This window comes from Gordonibacter sp. RACS_AR68 (assembly GCF_030418485.1).
Taxonomy (GTDB): domain Bacteria; phylum Actinomycetota; class Coriobacteriia; order Coriobacteriales; family Eggerthellaceae; genus Gordonibacter; species Gordonibacter urolithinfaciens.
On the sequence record NZ_JAIPUP010000005.1, the window covers coordinates 182938 to 200147 of the forward strand.

The 17210-nt window shown below is 69.6% G+C and carries 14 protein-coding genes and 1 pseudogene; 1 reads left to right on the forward strand and 14 read right to left on the reverse strand.

The features are described from left to right. The first annotated feature begins 1 nt into the window (after position 1). Positions 2-880: a HAMP domain-containing sensor histidine kinase gene (locus K9U15_RS11810; RefSeq protein ID WP_301156177.1), complete on the forward strand. Its 879-nt coding sequence runs from the start codon at positions 2-4 to the stop codon at positions 878-880. Positions 881-985: 105 nt separating this feature from the next. Here the strand turns inward: K9U15_RS11810 and K9U15_RS11815 are convergent, their stop codons facing one another. From K9U15_RS11815 to K9U15_RS11880, 14 genes and pseudogenes are all read right to left on the reverse strand, one after another. Next, complete coding sequence (locus K9U15_RS11815) at positions 986-2113, reverse strand: DUF3810 domain-containing protein (protein WP_301156178.1); 1128 nt, start codon at positions 2111-2113, stop codon at positions 986-988. Between the two features lie 71 nt (positions 2114-2184). Then, positions 2185-2781: a hypothetical protein gene (locus tag K9U15_RS11820; protein ID WP_301156179.1), complete on the reverse strand. Its 597-nt coding sequence runs from the start codon at positions 2779-2781 to the stop codon at positions 2185-2187. Between the two features lie 146 nt (positions 2782-2927). Next, the gene (locus K9U15_RS11825) at positions 2928-3617 is read right to left on the reverse strand and encodes an MBL fold metallo-hydrolase (protein ID WP_096228229.1); all 690 of its coding nucleotides are present in this window, start codon (positions 3615-3617) and stop codon (positions 2928-2930) included. Positions 3618-3664: 47 nt separating this feature from the next. Continuing rightward, the gene (locus tag K9U15_RS11830) at positions 3665-4135 is read right to left on the reverse strand and encodes a GNAT family N-acetyltransferase (protein WP_301156180.1); all 471 of its coding nucleotides are present in this window, start codon (positions 4133-4135) and stop codon (positions 3665-3667) included. 105 nt (positions 4136-4240) lie between these two features. Then, positions 4241-4804, reverse strand: coding sequence for an alkyl hydroperoxide reductase subunit C (ahpC, locus tag K9U15_RS11835; protein ID WP_123674640.1), 564 nt, complete (start codon positions 4802-4804; stop codon positions 4241-4243). 541 nt (positions 4805-5345) lie between these two features. Next, positions 5346-7934 (reverse strand): ferrous iron transport protein B, encoded by a 2589-nt coding sequence (feoB, locus tag K9U15_RS11840; RefSeq protein WP_301156181.1) that lies wholly within the window; start codon positions 7932-7934, stop codon positions 5346-5348. A gap of 140 nt (positions 7935-8074) precedes the next feature. Then, entirely contained in the window at positions 8075-9022 is a 948-nt protein-coding gene (locus K9U15_RS11845; RefSeq protein ID WP_301156183.1) for a sensor histidine kinase KdpD, read from the reverse strand. Between the two features lie 27 nt (positions 9023-9049). Further along, positions 9050-9889, reverse strand: a complete 840-nt coding sequence (locus K9U15_RS11850) for an ABC transporter permease (protein ID WP_123674646.1) — start codon at positions 9887-9889, stop codon at positions 9050-9052. After that, positions 9820-10770, reverse strand: a complete 951-nt coding sequence (locus K9U15_RS11855; RefSeq protein ID WP_301156184.1) for an ABC transporter ATP-binding protein — start codon at positions 10768-10770, stop codon at positions 9820-9822. Before K9U15_RS11855 ends, K9U15_RS11850 begins: the two co-directional genes overlap by 70 nt. Positions 10771-11031: 261 nt before the next feature. Further along, positions 11032-11733, reverse strand: a complete 702-nt coding sequence (locus tag K9U15_RS11860; protein WP_096228223.1) for a response regulator transcription factor — start codon at positions 11731-11733, stop codon at positions 11032-11034. A gap of 980 nt (positions 11734-12713) precedes the next feature. Beyond that, entirely contained in the window at positions 12714-13901 is a 1188-nt protein-coding gene (locus K9U15_RS11865) for a GNAT family N-acetyltransferase (protein ID WP_301156186.1), read from the reverse strand. Between the two features lie 170 nt (positions 13902-14071). Beyond that, entirely contained in the window at positions 14072-14392 is a 321-nt protein-coding gene (locus K9U15_RS11870) for an outer dense fiber protein 1 (protein WP_301156188.1), read from the reverse strand. 268 nt (positions 14393-14660) lie between these two features. Next, positions 14661-16073, reverse strand: a complete 1413-nt coding sequence (locus tag K9U15_RS11875; RefSeq protein WP_123674634.1) for a DNA polymerase IV — start codon at positions 16071-16073, stop codon at positions 14661-14663. A gap of 255 nt (positions 16074-16328) precedes the next feature. After that, a pseudogene (locus K9U15_RS11880) lies at positions 16329-17210 on the reverse strand (hypothetical protein); the annotation flags it as partial.

Below are 17210 nucleotides of genomic sequence, written 5' to 3' on the forward strand. Positions count from 1 at the left end.
CATGGAAGCCGCGGTCGTTCTGCTCGCCGTCGCCGTCGTTGCGCTCGCCGTCCAGCTTGCCCGCTCGGAGGCGCAGCTGCGGGCCATTGCGCGGTTCCTCGTGAACCGGGAGTCGGCGAGCAACGCCCGCGTCGCGCTGTCCGTGCGCACGCGCGGGTTCGTGCAGTTGGCGCAGGCGGTGAACCGGCAGATCGACCGCCACCAAGGCGAGCGCGTCGCCGCCGAGGAGGCCAAGCGCGAGCTGCGCCGCGGCCTCACCTACCTTTCGCACGACATCCGCACGCCGCTCGCGGGGGCTCAGGGCTACGCGCAGCTGCTGGCGGCCGAGGAGGACGAGGCCCTGCGCGCCCGGTACCTGGACGTGGTGTCGCGACGCCTGGACGACGTGGGCGGCCTGCTGGACCAGCTGTACGCCTACGCCCAGGTGCAGGACCCCGACCACCGCATCGAGCGCGAGCCCGTGGACGTGGGCCAGGTGCTCGCCGAATCGCTGGCCTCGTTGTACGGCCAGTTCAAGGAGCGCGGGTGGGAGCCCGGCATCCGGCTTGCCGACGAGCCGCTCGTGGCCGACTCGAACGCCGACGCCCTCGCCCGCATCTTCCGCAACCTCGCCGTGAACGCGCTACGCTACGGGTGCGAGCCCCCGCGCATCGTGCAGGAGGGACGCACGGTCGCGTTCGCGAACCGCGTGGCCGACCCGGACGACATGGACGCCGAGCGCCTGTTCGAGCGCTTCTACCAGGGAGACGCCGCGCGCGGCCGCGGGGGCAGCGGCCTCGGCCTTGCCATCGTCGCCCAGCTGGCGCGCGCCCTGCGCATCGAGGCCACCGCCCGCCTGGACGGCGACGTGCTCACCGTGGAGCTGGCGTTCCCGGAGTGAAACGGCGTCGAGCCGATCCCCCCTCGCAGCATCAATCCCGCAGTTCTGCCGGCCGAGCTGCTGCATGGCGCAGTGCCGGATGACGCAGCGGGATGAAGCGGGGCGCTAGCTCGACTGGTCGCCCTCCCCCGCCCTCTGCTCGGCGAGCAGCAGGTCGACCATGCGGCCGTAGCTCCGCATGCCGTCGGATTGGTTGTTGGCCTTGAGGTATGCATCGTTGGCGGCGTTGGAGGCCTCCTGCACCGGACCCTCGTACTGGGCCCAGTGCTCCGCGCGCTCGGCCAGGTCGCGTTGCACCGAAGGCGCAAGGCCGGCGGCGATCTGCGTGGCAGCCTCCGGATCGGCCTTCCGCAGCGCGCCCATGGCGTTGTCGTAGGCCAGCAGCAGGCCGCTGTAGCGCATGAGCGCGTCGTCGGATTCCTTGCATGCCAGGTACGCGATGAAGTTCGCCTCGTCCTCGCGCATGAAGCCGCACTGGTGCGCCAGCTCGTGCGCCATCGTCCACGGCACCGAGAAGAACGGGTTGTCCACGTTAATGTTCGACTCCATGGTGAACGGGAAGAACATGCCGCCGATGTTCGCATACGACATCAGCTTGGACGCGAGCACCGGCTTGGGCGGCGAGTACAGCGGCCGCGCGAGCGCAGGGTGGCGCTCTGCGAGCTTGCGCATGGCGTCCACCGATTCTTGCGCGTAGCGCTCGAACTCCCCCGGCTCGGCGGCGAACAGGTCGACATCGTTGCCGAGCTCTGCGCGCTCGCGCCCGAGGCCCTCGGCGAGCGACGAGGCCAGGCGCACGAGCTCCTCCTGGCGCTCGGCCGGATCGGCCCCCTCCTCCGCCAGATCGTAGCCGGCGTGCTGCGTGAAGGTGTAGCGGTGGTAGTTCAGCCCGCAGAGGAACGTGAAGGCGAAAAGCGCGACGCAAGCGACGGCTGCCGCGCCCATGATCCCGCGGTATGCCATCATACCGCGCTCGCCCTTGCTCACGGCGACCTTGCGAACCCAGTACCCGACGTACCCCAGGCAGAACAGCAGGAACAGCGCCGCCACCCACTCGGCCACCGAGAAGCCGACGAGCGACGGCAGGAATCCCACGGCCGAGGACGCCGCGGGGTACACCGTTTGCGCGTACCATTCGGCTGCCTCGGGATTCGCCTGCGCGAACGCCGTCGCCGCAAGGGCGACGATCCCTAAAGGTATGAACAGCATGCGTTTGAGCAGGTACTTCCTCATGTTCCTTCGCAAGTCGGCGCAGCACGGCCGCCCTCATTGTACCCCACGCGGCCACAAGCCGGTCGACGCGCTCACAGCCGTGCGATGACTACCGCTAGCACCACCGAGAGCACGCCGACAACCGCCAGCGGCGCGGCTCCGTCGACAAACGAGGGCACGGGCGGCAGCCGGAAGTACAGCACGTAGCACACGAGATTCGCCGCCGTCACAAGCGCGACCACGCCCGCGAGCAGCCAGAACGCGCCGCCGAAAAGCATCCCTGCGCCCATGAGCGCGTTCAGCACGGCAAGCTCCAGCGCCGCCCACAGCACGAACAGCAGCAGCTCCGTGGTCACGGGCCGCCCGAAGAAGCGCACGGTGACGAAGGCGAGCGCCGCATACGCCGCCACGCCGCCCACGGCGAACACCCACCCTGGTGCCGCGCCGCCAACCTGGGGCGCGCCCGCGAGCGCTCCCAAGCCCATCGCCAGCAACACGACGGCCGCGATGCCGAACGCCACCGCGCCCAAGATGAACCCCACGCCCATCGCGTACAGAGCCCCCGTCGCCTTCGGCAGCGCGGGATTGAAGAACGTCCACCACCACGCCAGGTACAACGCCGCGCACACTGCGAGCGCCGCATGCCCCCACACGAGGGTTCCGGGCACCGCCGTATCCATCGGGGCCATGGCATCGTCCTTTCTCGTCGCATGCCCAGCACCGCGCCCGTGGGGGCGCAAGGCGCCGGCCGGCCGCTTCCGCATAAAGGTTACTCCTGCGGCCGGACGAGCAGGGGAAAGCCGGCCGCCGTTACCTGCCCGATGGCAGCGCGTCCTCAACCCGCGAGCGTTGCCAGGTAGCCCAGCAGCTCGCCCTTGCCCAGCGGGTCGGCATGGCCTAGAAGGCACGTCTCGCAGTCGATGCCCTCGATCGTGCGTACCAGGGCCCGCAGCCTCTCCTCGTCGACGCGCCACCCGTCGAAAGGATCGCCGCACGTCGCGTCACCCAGGAACAGCAGGCCCTCCTCGGGAACGTGCACGAGCACCGTGTCGTCGGAATGCGGCGAGGCTGCTGCGAACACGCGTGCGGTCAGGCCCCCGAGATCGAGGAGGAGCTCGCCGTCGAACACCACGTCGGGCAGGGCGACCACGATTCCGGCCTCGGCGTACTCGCGGGCGATATACTCCTCGCTCCGCTTGAGCGCCAGGACGGCGGCGGGATCGGCCAGCGAAGCGCGCGCCTGCGCGAGCAGCTCACCGGTGCGCCGGCACGCGACGGTGAGGCCGTGCGCGCGGTGCATGCCGAACGTGTGGTCCCAATGCCAGTGCGTGATCGCCGTGAGGTCGGGCCGGGGCAGGCCCGCGTCGTCGAGCTGCGCGTAGAACTCCTCGACATGCACAGCCGACGCGCCCGCGTCCACCGCGAGCGCAAGGCGATCGCCCTTGAGGAGCACGAGCATCGGCCGGTCGTTCTCCGGCTGGTGCGGCAGCCAGAACGTCCGCTCACCCAGCTTGTTCAACTCCACGGAAGATCCCTCCCCGAAAACGCGGGGCCCGACGCCGCACCCATGCGTCAGACGTCCATCGCGAACAGGTCGTCGGCCTCGTCGTAGGAGAACCCGAGCGCGCGCAGAAGGCCGCGGGAGGCAACGTTCTCCCGATCGGGCTGCACGATGATGCGCTCGGCATCGGGTTCGGCGGCAATGAGCCCGATCAGCTGCGAGAGCGCCGCACGGGCAATGCCGCGGCGCAGCAGCGTCGGCTCGCCCAGCAGGTAGTCCAGGCTGTACGTGCCCTCCACGGGAAGCGCGCCGTTCCAATCCTCGCCGCTTGCGGAGAACGGGTAGAGCTGGCAAAAGCCGGCGGGCTCGCCATCGGCCTCGATGACGAAGTGGCTGATCCACGCGTACTTGCCGTGACGGCCCTCCGCCTCGGCCATCCAGTCGTCGGGCTGCTCGAACCAGGGGCTCACATGGTCGGCGGCGAGCCAGCGACGCAGGCGGGGAAGGTCGTCGTCTTCGAAGGGCCTCAAGGTCACATCCATGGGGGTGCTCCTTTTCGAGGGGGCATCGGCTCTGCCCATCATACCATGGGCCCCCGGAACCGTCCCGGAGGCCCGTCGTGCGCACCGCCCGGCCTGCTGCGTCCGCTACAGCTTGCCCACCAGGTCGATGCCCGGGTGCAGCACCTCGGAGCCCGGCACCCAGCGCGCGGGGCACACCGAATCGCCGTGCTCGGCCACGAACTGGCTCGCCTGCACGCGGCGCAAAAGCTCGGCGGCGTTGCGGCCGATGTTCCCGGCGTTCACCTCGTAGCACACGATGCGGCCCTCGGGGTTCACGATGAAGCTGCCGCGCTCGGCCACGCCCTCCTCCTCGATGTACACGTCGAAGATGTCGGCCAGCTTGTGCGTGGGGTCGGCCAGCATCGGGTACGGCAGGCTCTTGATGTTCTCGGAGGCGTCATGCCAGGCCTTGTGCGCGAAATGCGTGTCGCACGACACGGAGTAGATCTCGCAATCGGCGGCTTTGAACTGGTCGTACAGGGCGGCCAGGTCCTCAAGCTCCGTGGGGCACACGAACGTGAAGTCGGCCGGATAGAAGAAGAACACGCTCCAGTGGCCCAGCACGTCGTCCTTCGTGACGGTGGCGAAGCCGTCGTCCTGGAACGCCTGGACGGAGAAATCGTCGATCTCGCGGTTGATCATGGACATGGTATCGCTCCTTCGCTTCGTTCGGCGGGCGGCACGCGGCCGTTCGCACACGTGGCGGCTCGCCTTACTTGTTTTCCTTGGTTTACTTTCCCATATTTGCTACTCAATTTGCAACATTTATGGGCATCTTCCAAGAATCTCCACGGCGGCGGCGAGGCGTCGTTTGCGGTTCTCTTTTTTCCGTTGCAGGTACACCCCGAGGCACTGGACCATCCCTCGGGGCGTGCACAGAAAGAACGCGAGCCACGACTCGCCGTCTCACTCGCATCAACTAGCGAGTTTCCGACGCAACGCGTCGATCAACCTCATGGAAAAACGTCCCCTGAGTCACCGTTTCGATCGCTCTGAAGTGTTTTGACCGGGCCGAGAACTTACTCTTCATGGCACTCCAAGGCGCCAGATCGCGTTTGACCAGTTCGATGTAACCGTGATCACCCTCATCGGAGCCGAGCGAGCTTCAAAGCGACCAAAACGGTGACTCGGAGGGGTCGAAATGTCGAAGAAGGGAGGAACGAGGATCGCACAGGAGGTCTTCCGCACGCTACGGGCGCGTCGCGTCCGCAGAGGCCTCGTCCGCCTTCGCTTCGGCCGCCTCGTCGCGCCCGCACGTCCCCGCGCTCGCGCATCCCGCGCAGGACGCCGCGCTGCAACCGCCGCCGCAGCCGCCAACCCCCGCGCGGCGGCGGCGCGCCATGCGGCGCAGCACCAGCGCCACGGCCACGGCGACCGCGGCTCCCACGGCGACGCTCCACGCCTCCCCCGCCGGCAGCTCCATCGCGAGACCCGCCCCGCGCACCGCGAGCGCGGCCAGCCAGGCCACGGCGAACTGGCCGAACACCATGGCCAGCGCCCAGCGCCCGCCCAGCTCGCGCCTCACCGAGGCGATGGCCGCCACGCACGGCGTGTACAGCAGGCAGAACACCAGAAGGCCCAGCGCCGCGAGCGGCGTGAGGGCCGCCACGAGGCTGGCCGTCGACCCGAATAGCACGGACAGCGTGGACACCACGCTCTCCTTCGCCATGACGCCCGTGACGAGCGCCGTGGAGATGCGCCAGTCGTCGAATCCGAGCGGCGCGAACACCGGCGCGATCCACCCGGCCACCACGGCCAGCATGCTGTCGGCCGAGTCCGCCACCACGTTCAGCCCGAAGTCGAACGTCTGCAGGAACCAGATGACGATGGTGGCTATGAAGATGATGGTGAACGCGCGCTCCAGGAAGTCCTTCGCCTTCTCCCACAGAAGCTGGCCCACGTTGCGGGCGCTGGGCATGCGGTAGTTCGGCAGCTCCATGACGAACGGCACCGCCTCGCCGGAGAACAGGCTCTTGCGCATGAGCAGCGCCGCCAGCACGCCCACCGCCATGCCGCCGAAGTACAGCCCCACCATGACCGCGGCCCCGGAGGCCGGGAAGAACGCCGCCGTGAAGAACGCGTAGATGGGCAGCTTCGCCGAGCAGCTCATGAACGGCGTGAGCATGATGGTCATCTTGCGGTCGCGCTCCGACGGCAGCGTGCGCGCCGCCATGACCGCGGGCACCGTGCAGCCGAAGCCCACGAGCATGGGCACGATGGAGCGCCCGGACAACCCGATCTTGCGCAGCAGCTTGTCCATGACGAACGCAACGCGCGCCATGTAGCCCGAGTCCTCCAGAAGCGACAGGAAGAAGAACAGCGTGACGATAGTGGGCAAAAATCCCACCACGCTGCCCACGCCGTTGAACACGCCGTCGATGACGAGCGACTGCAGCACCTCGTTCACCTGTGCCGCCGCAAGCGCGTTCGCCACGACGTCGGTGAGCCAGCCGATGCCGGCCTCCAGCATCTCCGACAGCCACGCGCCCACCACGTTGAACGTGAGCCAGAACACGAGCGCCATGATGGCCACGAACGCGGGGATGGCCGTGAACGTGCCGGTGAGCAGCTTGTCGAGCGCCATGCTGCGCGCATGCTCGCGGCTTACCCGCGGGCGTACCACGCACTCGTCGCACACGCGCTCGATGAAGGCGAACCGCATGTCGGCGATGGCCGCCGCGCGGTCCAGGCCGCGCTCGTCCTCCAGCTGGCGCACGATGTGCCCCAGCAGGTGCTTCTCGTTCTCGTCGAGGGCAAGCTTCTCCAACACGAGCGCGTCGCCCTCGGCCAGCTTGCTGGCGGCGAACCGCACGGGGATGCCCGCACGCTCGGCATGGTCGCCCACGAGCGCCATGATGCCGTGCAGGCAGCGGTGCACGGCGCCGCCGTGCGCGTCGGCTGCGCAGAAGTCCTGGCAGACGGGCGGCTCCTGGTAGCGCGCCACATGCAGCGCATGGTCCACGAGCTCGCCGATACCCTCGTTCTTGGAGGCGGAGATGGGCACCACGGGCACGCCCAGCAGCTTCTCCATCTCGTTCACGCGGATGGTGCCGCCGTTGCCCTCCACCTCGTCCATCATGTTCAGGGCCACCACCATGGGTACGCCCAGCTCGAGCAGCTGCATGGTCAAGTACAGGTTGCGCTCCACGTTCGTGGCGTCAACGATGTTGATGATGCCGCGCGGTCGCTCGTCCAGCAAGAACTGCCGCGTGACCACCTCCTCGCTGGAGTACGGCGACAGCGAGTAGATGCCCGGCAGGTCGGTGACGGTGGCCTCCGCATGCCCGCGCACGCGGCCGTCCTTGCGGTCCACCGTGACGCCCGGGAAGTTCCCCACGTGCTGGTTCGCGCCGGTGAGCTGGTTGAACAGCGTGGTCTTGCCGCAGTTCTGGTTGCCCACGAGCGCGAACGTGAGGGGCTCGCCCTCGGGCAGCGGGCGCTCGGCGTCCCTGTCGTGGAACTTGCCGCCCTCGCCGAGGCCCGGGTGCTCCACGCGCTCGGCGAAGCTGCGCCTCGGCCGCGCGCCGCCGAGGCGTTCGGCGTCGGCCTCGCGCTCGTCGGCCACCTCGATCTTGCGCGCATCATCGCGGCGCAGTGTGAGCTCGTAGCCGTGGATGCGCACCTCCACCGGGTCGCCCATGGGAGCGTGCTTAACCATGGCCACGTCGGCCTGCGGGATGATGCCCATGTCCAGGAAGTGCTGCCGCAGCGATCCCTCGCCGCCCACCGCCACCACGGTGGCGGTCTTGCCGATGGGAAGGTCGTTCAGGGTGCCCAACGTCTCGTCTCCTTGCGGCCGCGGCGATCCCCTTCGCCCGGCTTCGTTAGCCTGCGTTTACTTTTCAGGAATCATAGTACCGCGAATCGGCGGCATTGGCACGAAAAAGTTTTCCAAGGTGAACGATTTGTGAGAACCGCTCAAGCTGCGGGGAGCTCGATGCGGAGCACCAGCCAGCACGCTCCCTCGCGCCGCTCCAAGCTCGCCTCGATACTGCCGCCCATGCGCTCCAGCAGATGGCGGGCGATGGCCAGGCCGAGGCCCGAGCCCTCCTGCGCACGCGACGCGTCCGCCATGAAGAACGGTTGGAACAGGCGCGAGAGGGCGCTTTCGGACAGGCCTTCCGCGTCGTTGGAGAACTCGACCGCCACGCGGCCGCCGGCCCCCGCAGCGCCCGCGCCCTCCCCGGCCATCGACACCTCCAGCGCCGTCTTCGCGTACTTGCCGGCGTTGTGCAGCAGGTTCGCCAGCACGCGCTCCACCGCCTCGCCGTTCGCGCGCGCCAAAACGGCATGCTCCGGCACGTCCAGGCGCACGTCCAGGCCCCGGTCGGCCAGCAGGCGGTACTGCTCGGCCACGGACTCCCGCAACATGCGGCCCACGTCCACCGGCCCCAGCTCCAGCGGGACATCATCGCCCTGCAGGCGGGACAGCTCGTAGAACTGCGCCACCAGCCGCTCGAGCGACGCCGCCTTGCGCCTGACCGTGCCGAGCGCCTCGCGCGCCTCGGCATCGAGGGCCGCGTCGTCCACGAGCGCCAGGTACCCCCGGATGGACGTGAGCGGCGTGCGCAGGTCGTGGCTCACGTGCTCGACCTGCGCCTTGAGCTCCGCCTCGTGCCGCGCGCAGGCCGCCGCCTGCGCGCGTATGCCCGCAAGCGCGCGGTTCACCGTGCCGAGCAGCGCCTCCAAATCGGCGTCGGGAGCCGGCAGCCTCACGATGCGGTTGTCCTCCAGATGCCCCACGATCTCGCCCAGCTCCCGATCCGCCTGCCGAAGCGACCGCTTGAGCAGCGCGTACCGCGCGGCGAGGAAGGCCGCTGCCGCCAGTGCGACCGCCAGCAGCACCCCGAGGACGATCTCTGCCATGCCCGCGCCCCTTCCCACGCCCCGATCCTACAGCTCCGCCTTGCCCGCACGCCATAAGCCCACGGCACCGAACACTGCGATGCCCGCAATCCCGGCGATCAGGCACTTCGCCAATCCTTCAGGCGTATCCCACAGAAACTGCGCCAGGCCGCTCTGGTTGATGGCCACCTCGTTCGCAAAGAAGTTCGCGGGCAGCCAGCTTGCCAGCCGGGCCACCGGCTCGACGCCCAGGCCGATCACGTTCAGCACCGCCGGGACGACGCTCACGACGGCCGCCCACACCAAGAACGCGGTGACGGTCTTCGGCAACGCAGAGCATACCGCAACGCCCAGCACAACGCAGGCCGCGGTGAATGGCAGCGCCGACGCCACGCCTTCGAGCAGAATGGCCACGGCCTCGGTCGAGCCCTCCAGCAGAAGCACCGCGCTGCCCACGTACACGGCCAGGACCACGGCCAGGATGGCGAGCCCGAGCACCGTCGCCACGAGGCACTTCCCCAGGAACAGGTCGCGCCGCGAGCAGCCATGCGCGATGGCGTTCTTGAGCGTGCCGTCCTTCCGGTCGTCGGCGAACAGCACCCACACCAGCAAGCCAGCCATATAGAATAGAAGAGGCAGCATCGAGACGAGGTTGCTCATGGAGAAACGCACCGTGGCGTAGGGAAAGCCGGGCGTGGAGGACATGGCCCACAACAGCACGTTGGCCGCCAGCACGATGGCGCAGAGCGTGCCGGCGAACAGGTATGCCGCGCGGCCGTGCGCGATACGGTACGCCTCGCCCTTCAGGTAGTTCAGCATCATGCCACCCCCATCTCCGGCGCATCCCAGCTCCAGGGATCCACCTTGTCCTTCATATCGAGGTAATATTGTTCCAGCGACAGGCGCCGCCGCTCCAGTTTCAGAATGGACAGGCCGTGCGCGCTGGCGAGGCCGCTGTACGCCTCCATGTCCAAGCGCGGGTTCGCGATGCTCACCGTGCCGTCGCCGAGCACCTGGTACGTCGTGCATCCCAGCTCACGCTCCAACAGCACCGTGTAACACGCGGCGTCGGACACTGCTATCTCGATGCGGTCCGCACACCGCTCCCGCAACTCCTCGGCGCCCACCTGGTCCAAGAGCCTTCCATGCGACAGGAAGGCGTAGACGGTGGCCATCTGCTCCAGCTCCGCCAAGTGGTGGCTCGACAGCACCACGGTGATGCCCTTCTCGCGGTTGAGGCGTTGCAGCAGGGTGCGCATCTCCACGATGCCGCTGGGGTCGAGACCGCTCGCCGGCTCGTCCAAGATGAGCACCTCGGGCTCGCCGATGAGCGCCATCGCCAGGCCCAAGCGCTGCTTCATTCCCATCGACAGGTCCTTGCAGGTGCGGTCCCTCGCATAGGCCAGCCCTACCTCCTCGAGCATCCTGTCAGTCGCGTTCTTGCCGGGCACGCCCTTCTGGATGCGGCAGCACTCCAGATTCCTCTCCACGCTTAAGTGCGGGTAGAAACCAGGCTGCTCGATAATGCAACCGATGCGCGCCCTCTGGCGCTCAAGCTCGCGTGGAGAGTGCTCGCCGAAGAGCCGGATCTCGCCAATCGTGGGGAAAGCCAGGCCGCACAGCAACTTGAAAAGGGTGGACTTCCCCGCCCCATTGTCGCCCACCAAGCCGAACACCTCTCCGCGCCGCACGGTCACGCCCACGTCGTCGAGCGCGGCAAAGCTGCCGTAGCGCTTGGTGAGGCCCCTTGTCTCTATCACATTTTCCATCGGGTCGCTTCTCCTCTTTCTCGCATTCGCCGACCATGGGGAGAACCTTACGCTACGGGCGCTTAATAAGTCCTCAAGAAAGGTTAAGGAAAGCGTAAAGGCGCAGGGGCCGCGCGGCGGCATGGCGGGCAGGGGCGCGACGCTCGGCCGGCGAGGCAGCCGATGCGGCGGGCTTGGCGGGAGGCCGGTGCGGCAAACCGGCACCGAGCCCGAATCGGACGCCCCCGCACGGCCCGGGCGCATCCCCACGCGTCCGGCCGCTCACGCCAGCTTGAAGCCGATGCCCCAGACGGTCTTGATGTACTCCCCGTCCGGGTCGACGGCAGCCAGCTTCTTGCGGATGTTGCTCACGTGCACGTTGATGGCGTTCTCCTCGCCATAGTAGCCGCACTTCCACACCAGCTCGTACAGGCGCTCGCGCGAGAACACCTTGTCGGGAGCCTGCATGAGCGTCTGCAGGAGGTCGAACTCGTGCGCCGTGAGCGTTATCTCGGCGCCGGCGAGCGTCACGCGCCGGGCGGACGCGTCCAGCCGCAGGCCCCGATGCTCTAACACGGGGCCGGCGCCGCCGGGCGGCGAGGGCGCGCCGCCGCGGTACCGGCGCAGCACGGCTTGCACGCGCGCCGCCACCTCGTCGGGCTCGAACGGCTTCACGATGTAGTCGTCGGCCCCCAGGGCGAGCGCGTCCACCTTGTCCGCCAGGCCCGCCTTCGCCGACACCACGATGACCGGCAGGTCGAGCCCCCGTTCGCCGCGCAGGTGCGCGATGAGCTCTCCCCCGCTGGCGCCGGGCAGCATGAGGTCCAGCAGCATGAGGTCGAACGATCCGCGCTCGAAGTGCAGCAGCGCCTCGGTGCCCGAGTACGCCCGCGTCGGCTCGTGCCCGGCGCGCGCCATGATCTTGGCGAGCAGGGCGTTGATGTCGGGGTCGTCCTCCACGATGAGAATGCTGCTCGCGTCCAAGCCGGCCAATCCCCCTTCCCGCGCGCCCTCGGCGCACCCTTCCGCACGCGCTTTGCACACATGCCCTGTGCTGGATCCGTCTCCATTATCAACGAAAACCGCCGGGCCGTCGAGGCGAGACGAACGCATGCGAGAGCGCAGGCTCCTCCCGCCTTCTGCCGACCGCCCGCGCTTTCGCAACAGGGATGCGCCGCCCGGACGGCAGACCTGCTGCCGAGCCGCCGCCGGCTATTTCGCTTCAAAACAGGAGAAGCGGAGGGAAGAGGGGGGATCTTCCCTCCGCTAGGAGGTGCGGCGGATGGCCAGACGAGAGGAGCCTCCGCCGCCGGGTCGGCGGACGATGGTCGAAAGCCGTTCCCGCAGGCTGCCAGCGGCCGAGCCGCTCCGAGTTCGCCTGCGCCGTTCCGTTGCGCTTTCGATGTAAGTTAGATTAAGCTAACATGAATTCGCGGGCAAGAGAAGTTACCTGCGTCGTACATTTTCTCCACAATTCGCGCACCCTCTGCCGTGCAGGCCATGGCAGCCCGCGCGCTCCCGGCGCGGGCGAACCCGGGACTCGGCCCTCGCTCGCCCATGCGGTCAAGCCGCCTTCACGGCTCGGACCATGCAACCGCGAGAGCCCGCCTTGCGCCACGACGCCTCGTCGAATAAACGGCCCGGAATGGTCCGGAACTCGGCTTCCATTATTGAGCAATCGTCAATAAATAATGTTCAGCGATTAAGGAGCATCGCCGGCAGCGGTTTTTTGCACACTATTTACCGGAATGTTGCACGCACATCCCCCCGCGGACGGCTTCTGCGCAAGTCCGAAACTCGCGAACAGGGGAAACGCCGGCCAAGAGACACGAGGACGGCGGGCCGACGGCTCGCCGAGAGGACGCAGCCGCCCCAAAACGCAATAATCTGGTGAAAAACGTGCAGAAAGGGGCGGTTCTGCATTCGCCCCCGCCGCCGCACCGCACCGCCCTGCCGGCAATGCTTCAGACCAGGCCGGCTTCGGCGAGGGCATCGGCGACGCTTTCGGCTTCGGTGATCGCGCGCACGGGGCGGCAGGGATTGCCGTAGGCCAGCGTGCGGGGCGGGATGTCCCTCGTCACCACGCTGCCGGAGCCGATGACGGCGCCCTCGCCGATGGTCACGCCCGCGTTCACGGTCACGTTCGCCGCGATCCACACGCCGCTCTCCACCGTGATGGGCAGGCTCCGCTCCCACACGTGCCCGGTGCCGCCGGCGTCCTCGCAACGGGCGCGCTCGCGGGCGAGCAGCGGGTGCAGCGGCGTGACGAACGAGCAGCCCGGCCCCACCCCCACGTCGTCGCCGAACGTGATGGGCGCGCCGTCCAGGAACGTGCAGTTGAAGTTGAAGAAGCAGTTCCTTCCCAAAAACAGGTTGTAGCCGTAGTCCACCTGCGCGCCCGTCGAAAGCGAGGAGCCCTCGCCCACGGCGCCCAGGAAGCCGTGCAGCATCTTCATGCGGTCGGCGTCCAGCATGCCCTGCTGCGCGTTGAAGCGCGCCATGACCTCGCAGGCGCGGATATGGTCGCGCATGAGCGCCGGGTCGGCGCTGTCGAACCAGGCACCGCCGGCGGATGCGGATGCGGCGCGGGCCGCGGCCTTGCGGGACGGTACGGACGATCCCGGCAAACCGGCACCCTGGGCAGGCGGGCTCGCGGGCGACCGGGTCGAGCCCCCGGCCGTCCCGGGAACACCCGCCTCCCCCGCCAGCCCGAGGCGCATATGCAGCAGCGGGAAAGGGTGGCCCGCGCCGTCGACGGGCGAGCGGCCGACCACGACGAAGCCCGCACGCTCGTAGAAGCCCGCGGCCAGCGGGTTCTGCTCGTTCACGTCGAGCGTGCGCACGCCCCAACGCTTGACGGCATGGGCGAGCAGCGCGCCGCCCACACCGGCGCCGCGCGCGGCATCGTCCACGAACAGCATCTCCAGATGGCTGTCCTGGGCGCCGGCGAAGCCCACGGCGGCACCATCCTGCCAGGCTACCGCAAGGCGCCCGACGGCAGCGAGGCCCGCGGCCACCTCCGGGCGCAGGCCCGCGATATCGTCCTCGGAGAGGAACCCGTGCGTGGCGCGCACGGAGCGCTCCCACACCTGCGCCAGCCGGCCCACCAGCTCGGGCGCGCGCCGCTGCGGCTCGATCTCTTCGATGTCCATGGCTGTTCCTTTCGCATGCTTCCGCCCGGTCGATTCGCACCATTCTAGCGGAAACCGATGCCGTCGCCCATCGGAGCCCCCGTCCCATCGGCACGCCCCATCGGCACCCACGCCGGCGCCGACATCCGCCGGCCGTCCTTGGACGAAGGGACGGCCGACACGGGCGCGCATCATGCCCCGAAGGCTCCGTCGCCGCACCGTGCGGACGCCCCAGCATCCTCGGGCGGCAGCTCGGGCACGATCTCCTCCACGAACCAGCGCGGGTCCTCGTGGAACAGGAACGTGTGGGCGTTCCCCACCACCACGTCGTAGCGCACGCCCTCGCCGCCCACCTTGAGCGAGGCGCACCGCCGCCGCCCCAGCACGGCGCGCACGGGGAAGCGCCGCCCGTCGTGCCACGCCACGGCGCGCGGCACGACGGTGCCGTCCGCCAGGAACTCGGCCTCCACCTCCACGTACCGCTTCCGCCTGCCCGCAATGCCCCGCACCATGCGCCCTCGCGCCTCCTTCCCCCTTGTTCGCTCCCCCTTGTTCGCCCCCGCCGATTCGCGCGAAGCGCGAACTTTACCGCGCCGGTCCGGCTGCCAAGCCGTCCAGGTTGGCGTAGCAAGTCAGCGAGGGCGGCCGTGGTGCCCGGAATTCGCGGGATCGCGGGGGCGAAGCGTACTTCGGTACGCGAGCCCCCGGGATCGCGCGAAGGCCGGGTGCCACGGCCGGCCGCAGCGTCGGCTCGTTCCGCCGTTCGGAGAACGGCGGAACCTAGAAGTACCCCACCGGGTGCACCACGTTGTCGCGCTTGACGTCCAGCTCCAGCAGGCTCTCGTCCAGCAGCTCGGTCCCGCGCTGGATGCACGTGTTGCCGAAGCGGCGGCGCAGCTCGTCCACGGCCTCGTCCAGGTCCTCCAGCACGCGCCGGCGTGCGTCGAAGGGCAGCTCCAGCTGCTCGGGCGCGTCCACGGGCACCAGGCCCGAGGCGCGCACGTGCAGGCCGCGCAGGGGCCGCGTCTCGTCCAGCGGCTCGTTTGCCACCAGCAGGTTCCAGGCCGCCCGCGCGATGTGCCCCGTCACGTTCGTCGCGCGCGGCAGCGTGACCTGCCGCCCGTAGCTGGACAGGTCGGCCGCGTCGCGCACGCCGATGGACACCGTGCGCGCGCGGAACCGCGCCTCGCGCAGCCGCTGCGCCACCGATTCCGCCAGCAGCCATATGAGCGCCCGCGCGTCGGCCTCGCACGCGATGTCGTGCGGCGCGGTGAGCCCGTTGCCGAAGCTCTTCACGGTGCGGTCCACCTCGTTCCTTGCCGCGTCGTAGGGCTTCACCGGGGTCGCGTCCTCGCCGCGCGCGAACGTGCGCAGGATGCCGCCCACCTTCCCCAGCCGCCGACGCAGCAGCTCGGGCGAGGCGCAGGCCAAGTCGCCGACGGTGTCGATGCCCGAAGAGTGCAGCTTGGCGCGCGTGGCGCCGCCCACGTACAGAAGCTCGTCGGCGGGGGCCGGCCACACGAGGCCGCGGTAGTTCTCCGGCGTGACGGCCGTGATGGCGTCCGGCTTCTCGTAGTCGCTGCCGAACTTCGCGAATATCTTGTTCCACGACACGCCGATGGACACCGTGCAGCCCAGCTCGTCCTTCACCCGCTGGCTGATCTCGCGCGCCACGTCGAGCGCGCTGCGGCTGGACAGCGCGAGCGCGCCCGTGAGGTCGAGCCACGCCTCGTCGAGGCCGAACGGCTCCACGAGGTCGGTGTACTGGTAGTATATCCGGCGCGCCAGGCGCGAGTACTTCTGGTACACGTCGTAGCGCGGCGGCACCACCACGAGCCCCGGGCACTTCTCGCGCGCCGACCACAGCGCCTCGCCCGTCACGATGCCCGCCGCCTTCGCCTGCGCGCTCTTCGCCAGCACGATACCGTGGCGGCGCTCCTCGTGCCCGCCCACCACGAGCGGCACCCCGCGCAGCTCCGGACGCTCGGCTTGCTCGGCGCTCGCGTAGAACGCGTTCATGTCCGAGTGGAAGATCACGCGCCGCCGGTTGCGCTCCTGCACGGACCCCCGGTTGCACGACCGCTGCTGCGGCTGCGGGCGCGCCCGCTCCTGCGGTCGTAGCCGCGCCTGCTCCTGCACCTGCACCCGCTTTTGCGAGTCGCCCCCGGCCTCCTGCCGCACCGCATCCGCCATGACCTCGCCCGCTTTCCGCACGCCTGCAGAGGCCGCGCCCGCCGTCGGCCTCCCGCTCCGAATTTCTTTATAAGAACGCATGTTCGCATACTATCGGACGGCGCACAAGCGAACAGACCGTGGATTTCACGTAACGGCTCGCACCATGATTTCGCAGGTCAAATAACTGTTTCGATCATCTATCGGCCCGCGTGGACGGCGTGTTGGGCGGCGCGCCAAGGCGGCGCACGCGGGCGGCGCTCCCCCGCCCGCGCGTCAGCGGGCGCGCTCCGCGCCGCCGCGCACCACGGCCGCCACGGCTGCGCACACGGCGGCGGCGCCGGCCACGGTGAGCGACGGCGAGCCCGCAAGCGACAGCGCGCCCGTCGCAGCCACGAGCACGAGGGCGCCCGCCTCGTAGAACGGCTGCGGGCCGCCCGGGAACAGGCGCACGGCGTCCAGGCCGCAGCAGAGCACGGCGGCGGCGTTCACGAGCACGGCCAGCACCAGCCCCGCTGCCAGCGGGAAGCCCGCCGGCAGCACGAGCGCCACGACCGCGCACGATACCGCGCTCGACACGGCGAGGCCCGGGAGCGAGTCCAGCGCGAGCAGCGAGAGCGTCCCGAAGGGCAGCCGGTCGCGCACGAGGCGCACGCGTAGGTCGTCGCGGAACGCGCGCGTGGCCTCGCGCGCGCCCTGCGGGAACATGACGAGCGCCGCCAGCCAGAACAGGAACGTCACCGGGCCGCCGGCGCCCGCAAGCGCGAGCACGCCGAGCGGCGCCGCGCTCGCGCCGAACGCCAGCAGGCTGGGCAGGCCGCCGTACTGGCGCAGGTGCGAGAGCGCCGCGCGCGACACGAGGACGCCGGCGCCGAAGGCGAGAGGCAGGCGGAAGCGCACCCCGCGCGCGAGCCGGGCGGCCAGCTTGCGGCGGCGCCGGTAGTCGGCGACAGCCTGCGGGTCGAGCGGCGAGAAGGGGCCGAACGGCTGCAAGTCGGCGTAGAGCGCGTTCTCCACGATGACGGCCGTCCGGTCGATGCGCGGGGCCAGCAGTGCCAGCAGGCCGCCCTCGGCCGCGCAGGCGGCGATGCCCGCCGCGCAGGCGACGGCCGTGCCGGGGCCGCCAGGGGCGAAGGCGGCCGGCGGGACGCCCAGCGC

Coding starts and splice junctions, on each gene's coding strand:
- K9U15_RS11810 (WP_301156177.1), top strand. CDS start 2: ATGGAAGCCGCGGTCGTTCTGCTCGCCGTCGCCGTCGTTGCGCTCGCC.
- K9U15_RS11815 (WP_301156178.1), bottom strand. CDS start 2,113: ATGAGGAAGTACCTGCTCAAACGCATGCTGTTCATACCTTTAGGGATC.
- K9U15_RS11820 (WP_301156179.1), bottom strand. CDS start 2,781: ATGGCCCCGATGGATACGGCGGTGCCCGGAACCCTCGTGTGGGGGCAT.
- K9U15_RS11830 (WP_301156180.1), bottom strand. CDS start 4,135: ATGGATGTGACCTTGAGGCCCTTCGAAGACGACGACCTTCCCCGCCTG.
- ahpC (WP_123674640.1), bottom strand. CDS start 4,804: ATGTCCATGATCAACCGCGAGATCGACGATTTCTCCGTCCAGGCGTTC.
- K9U15_RS11845 (WP_301156183.1), bottom strand. CDS start 9,022: ATGGCAGAGATCGTCCTCGGGGTGCTGCTGGCGGTCGCACTGGCGGCA.
- K9U15_RS11855 (WP_301156184.1), bottom strand. CDS start 10,770: ATGGAAAATGTGATAGAGACAAGGGGCCTCACCAAGCGCTACGGCAGC.
- K9U15_RS11865 (WP_301156186.1), bottom strand. CDS start 13,901: ATGGACATCGAAGAGATCGAGCCGCAGCGGCGCGCGCCCGAGCTGGTG.
- K9U15_RS11870 (WP_301156188.1), bottom strand. CDS start 14,392: ATGGTGCGGGGCATTGCGGGCAGGCGGAAGCGGTACGTGGAGGTGGAG.
- K9U15_RS11875 (WP_123674634.1), bottom strand. CDS start 16,073: ATGGCGGATGCGGTGCGGCAGGAGGCCGGGGGCGACTCGCAAAAGCGG.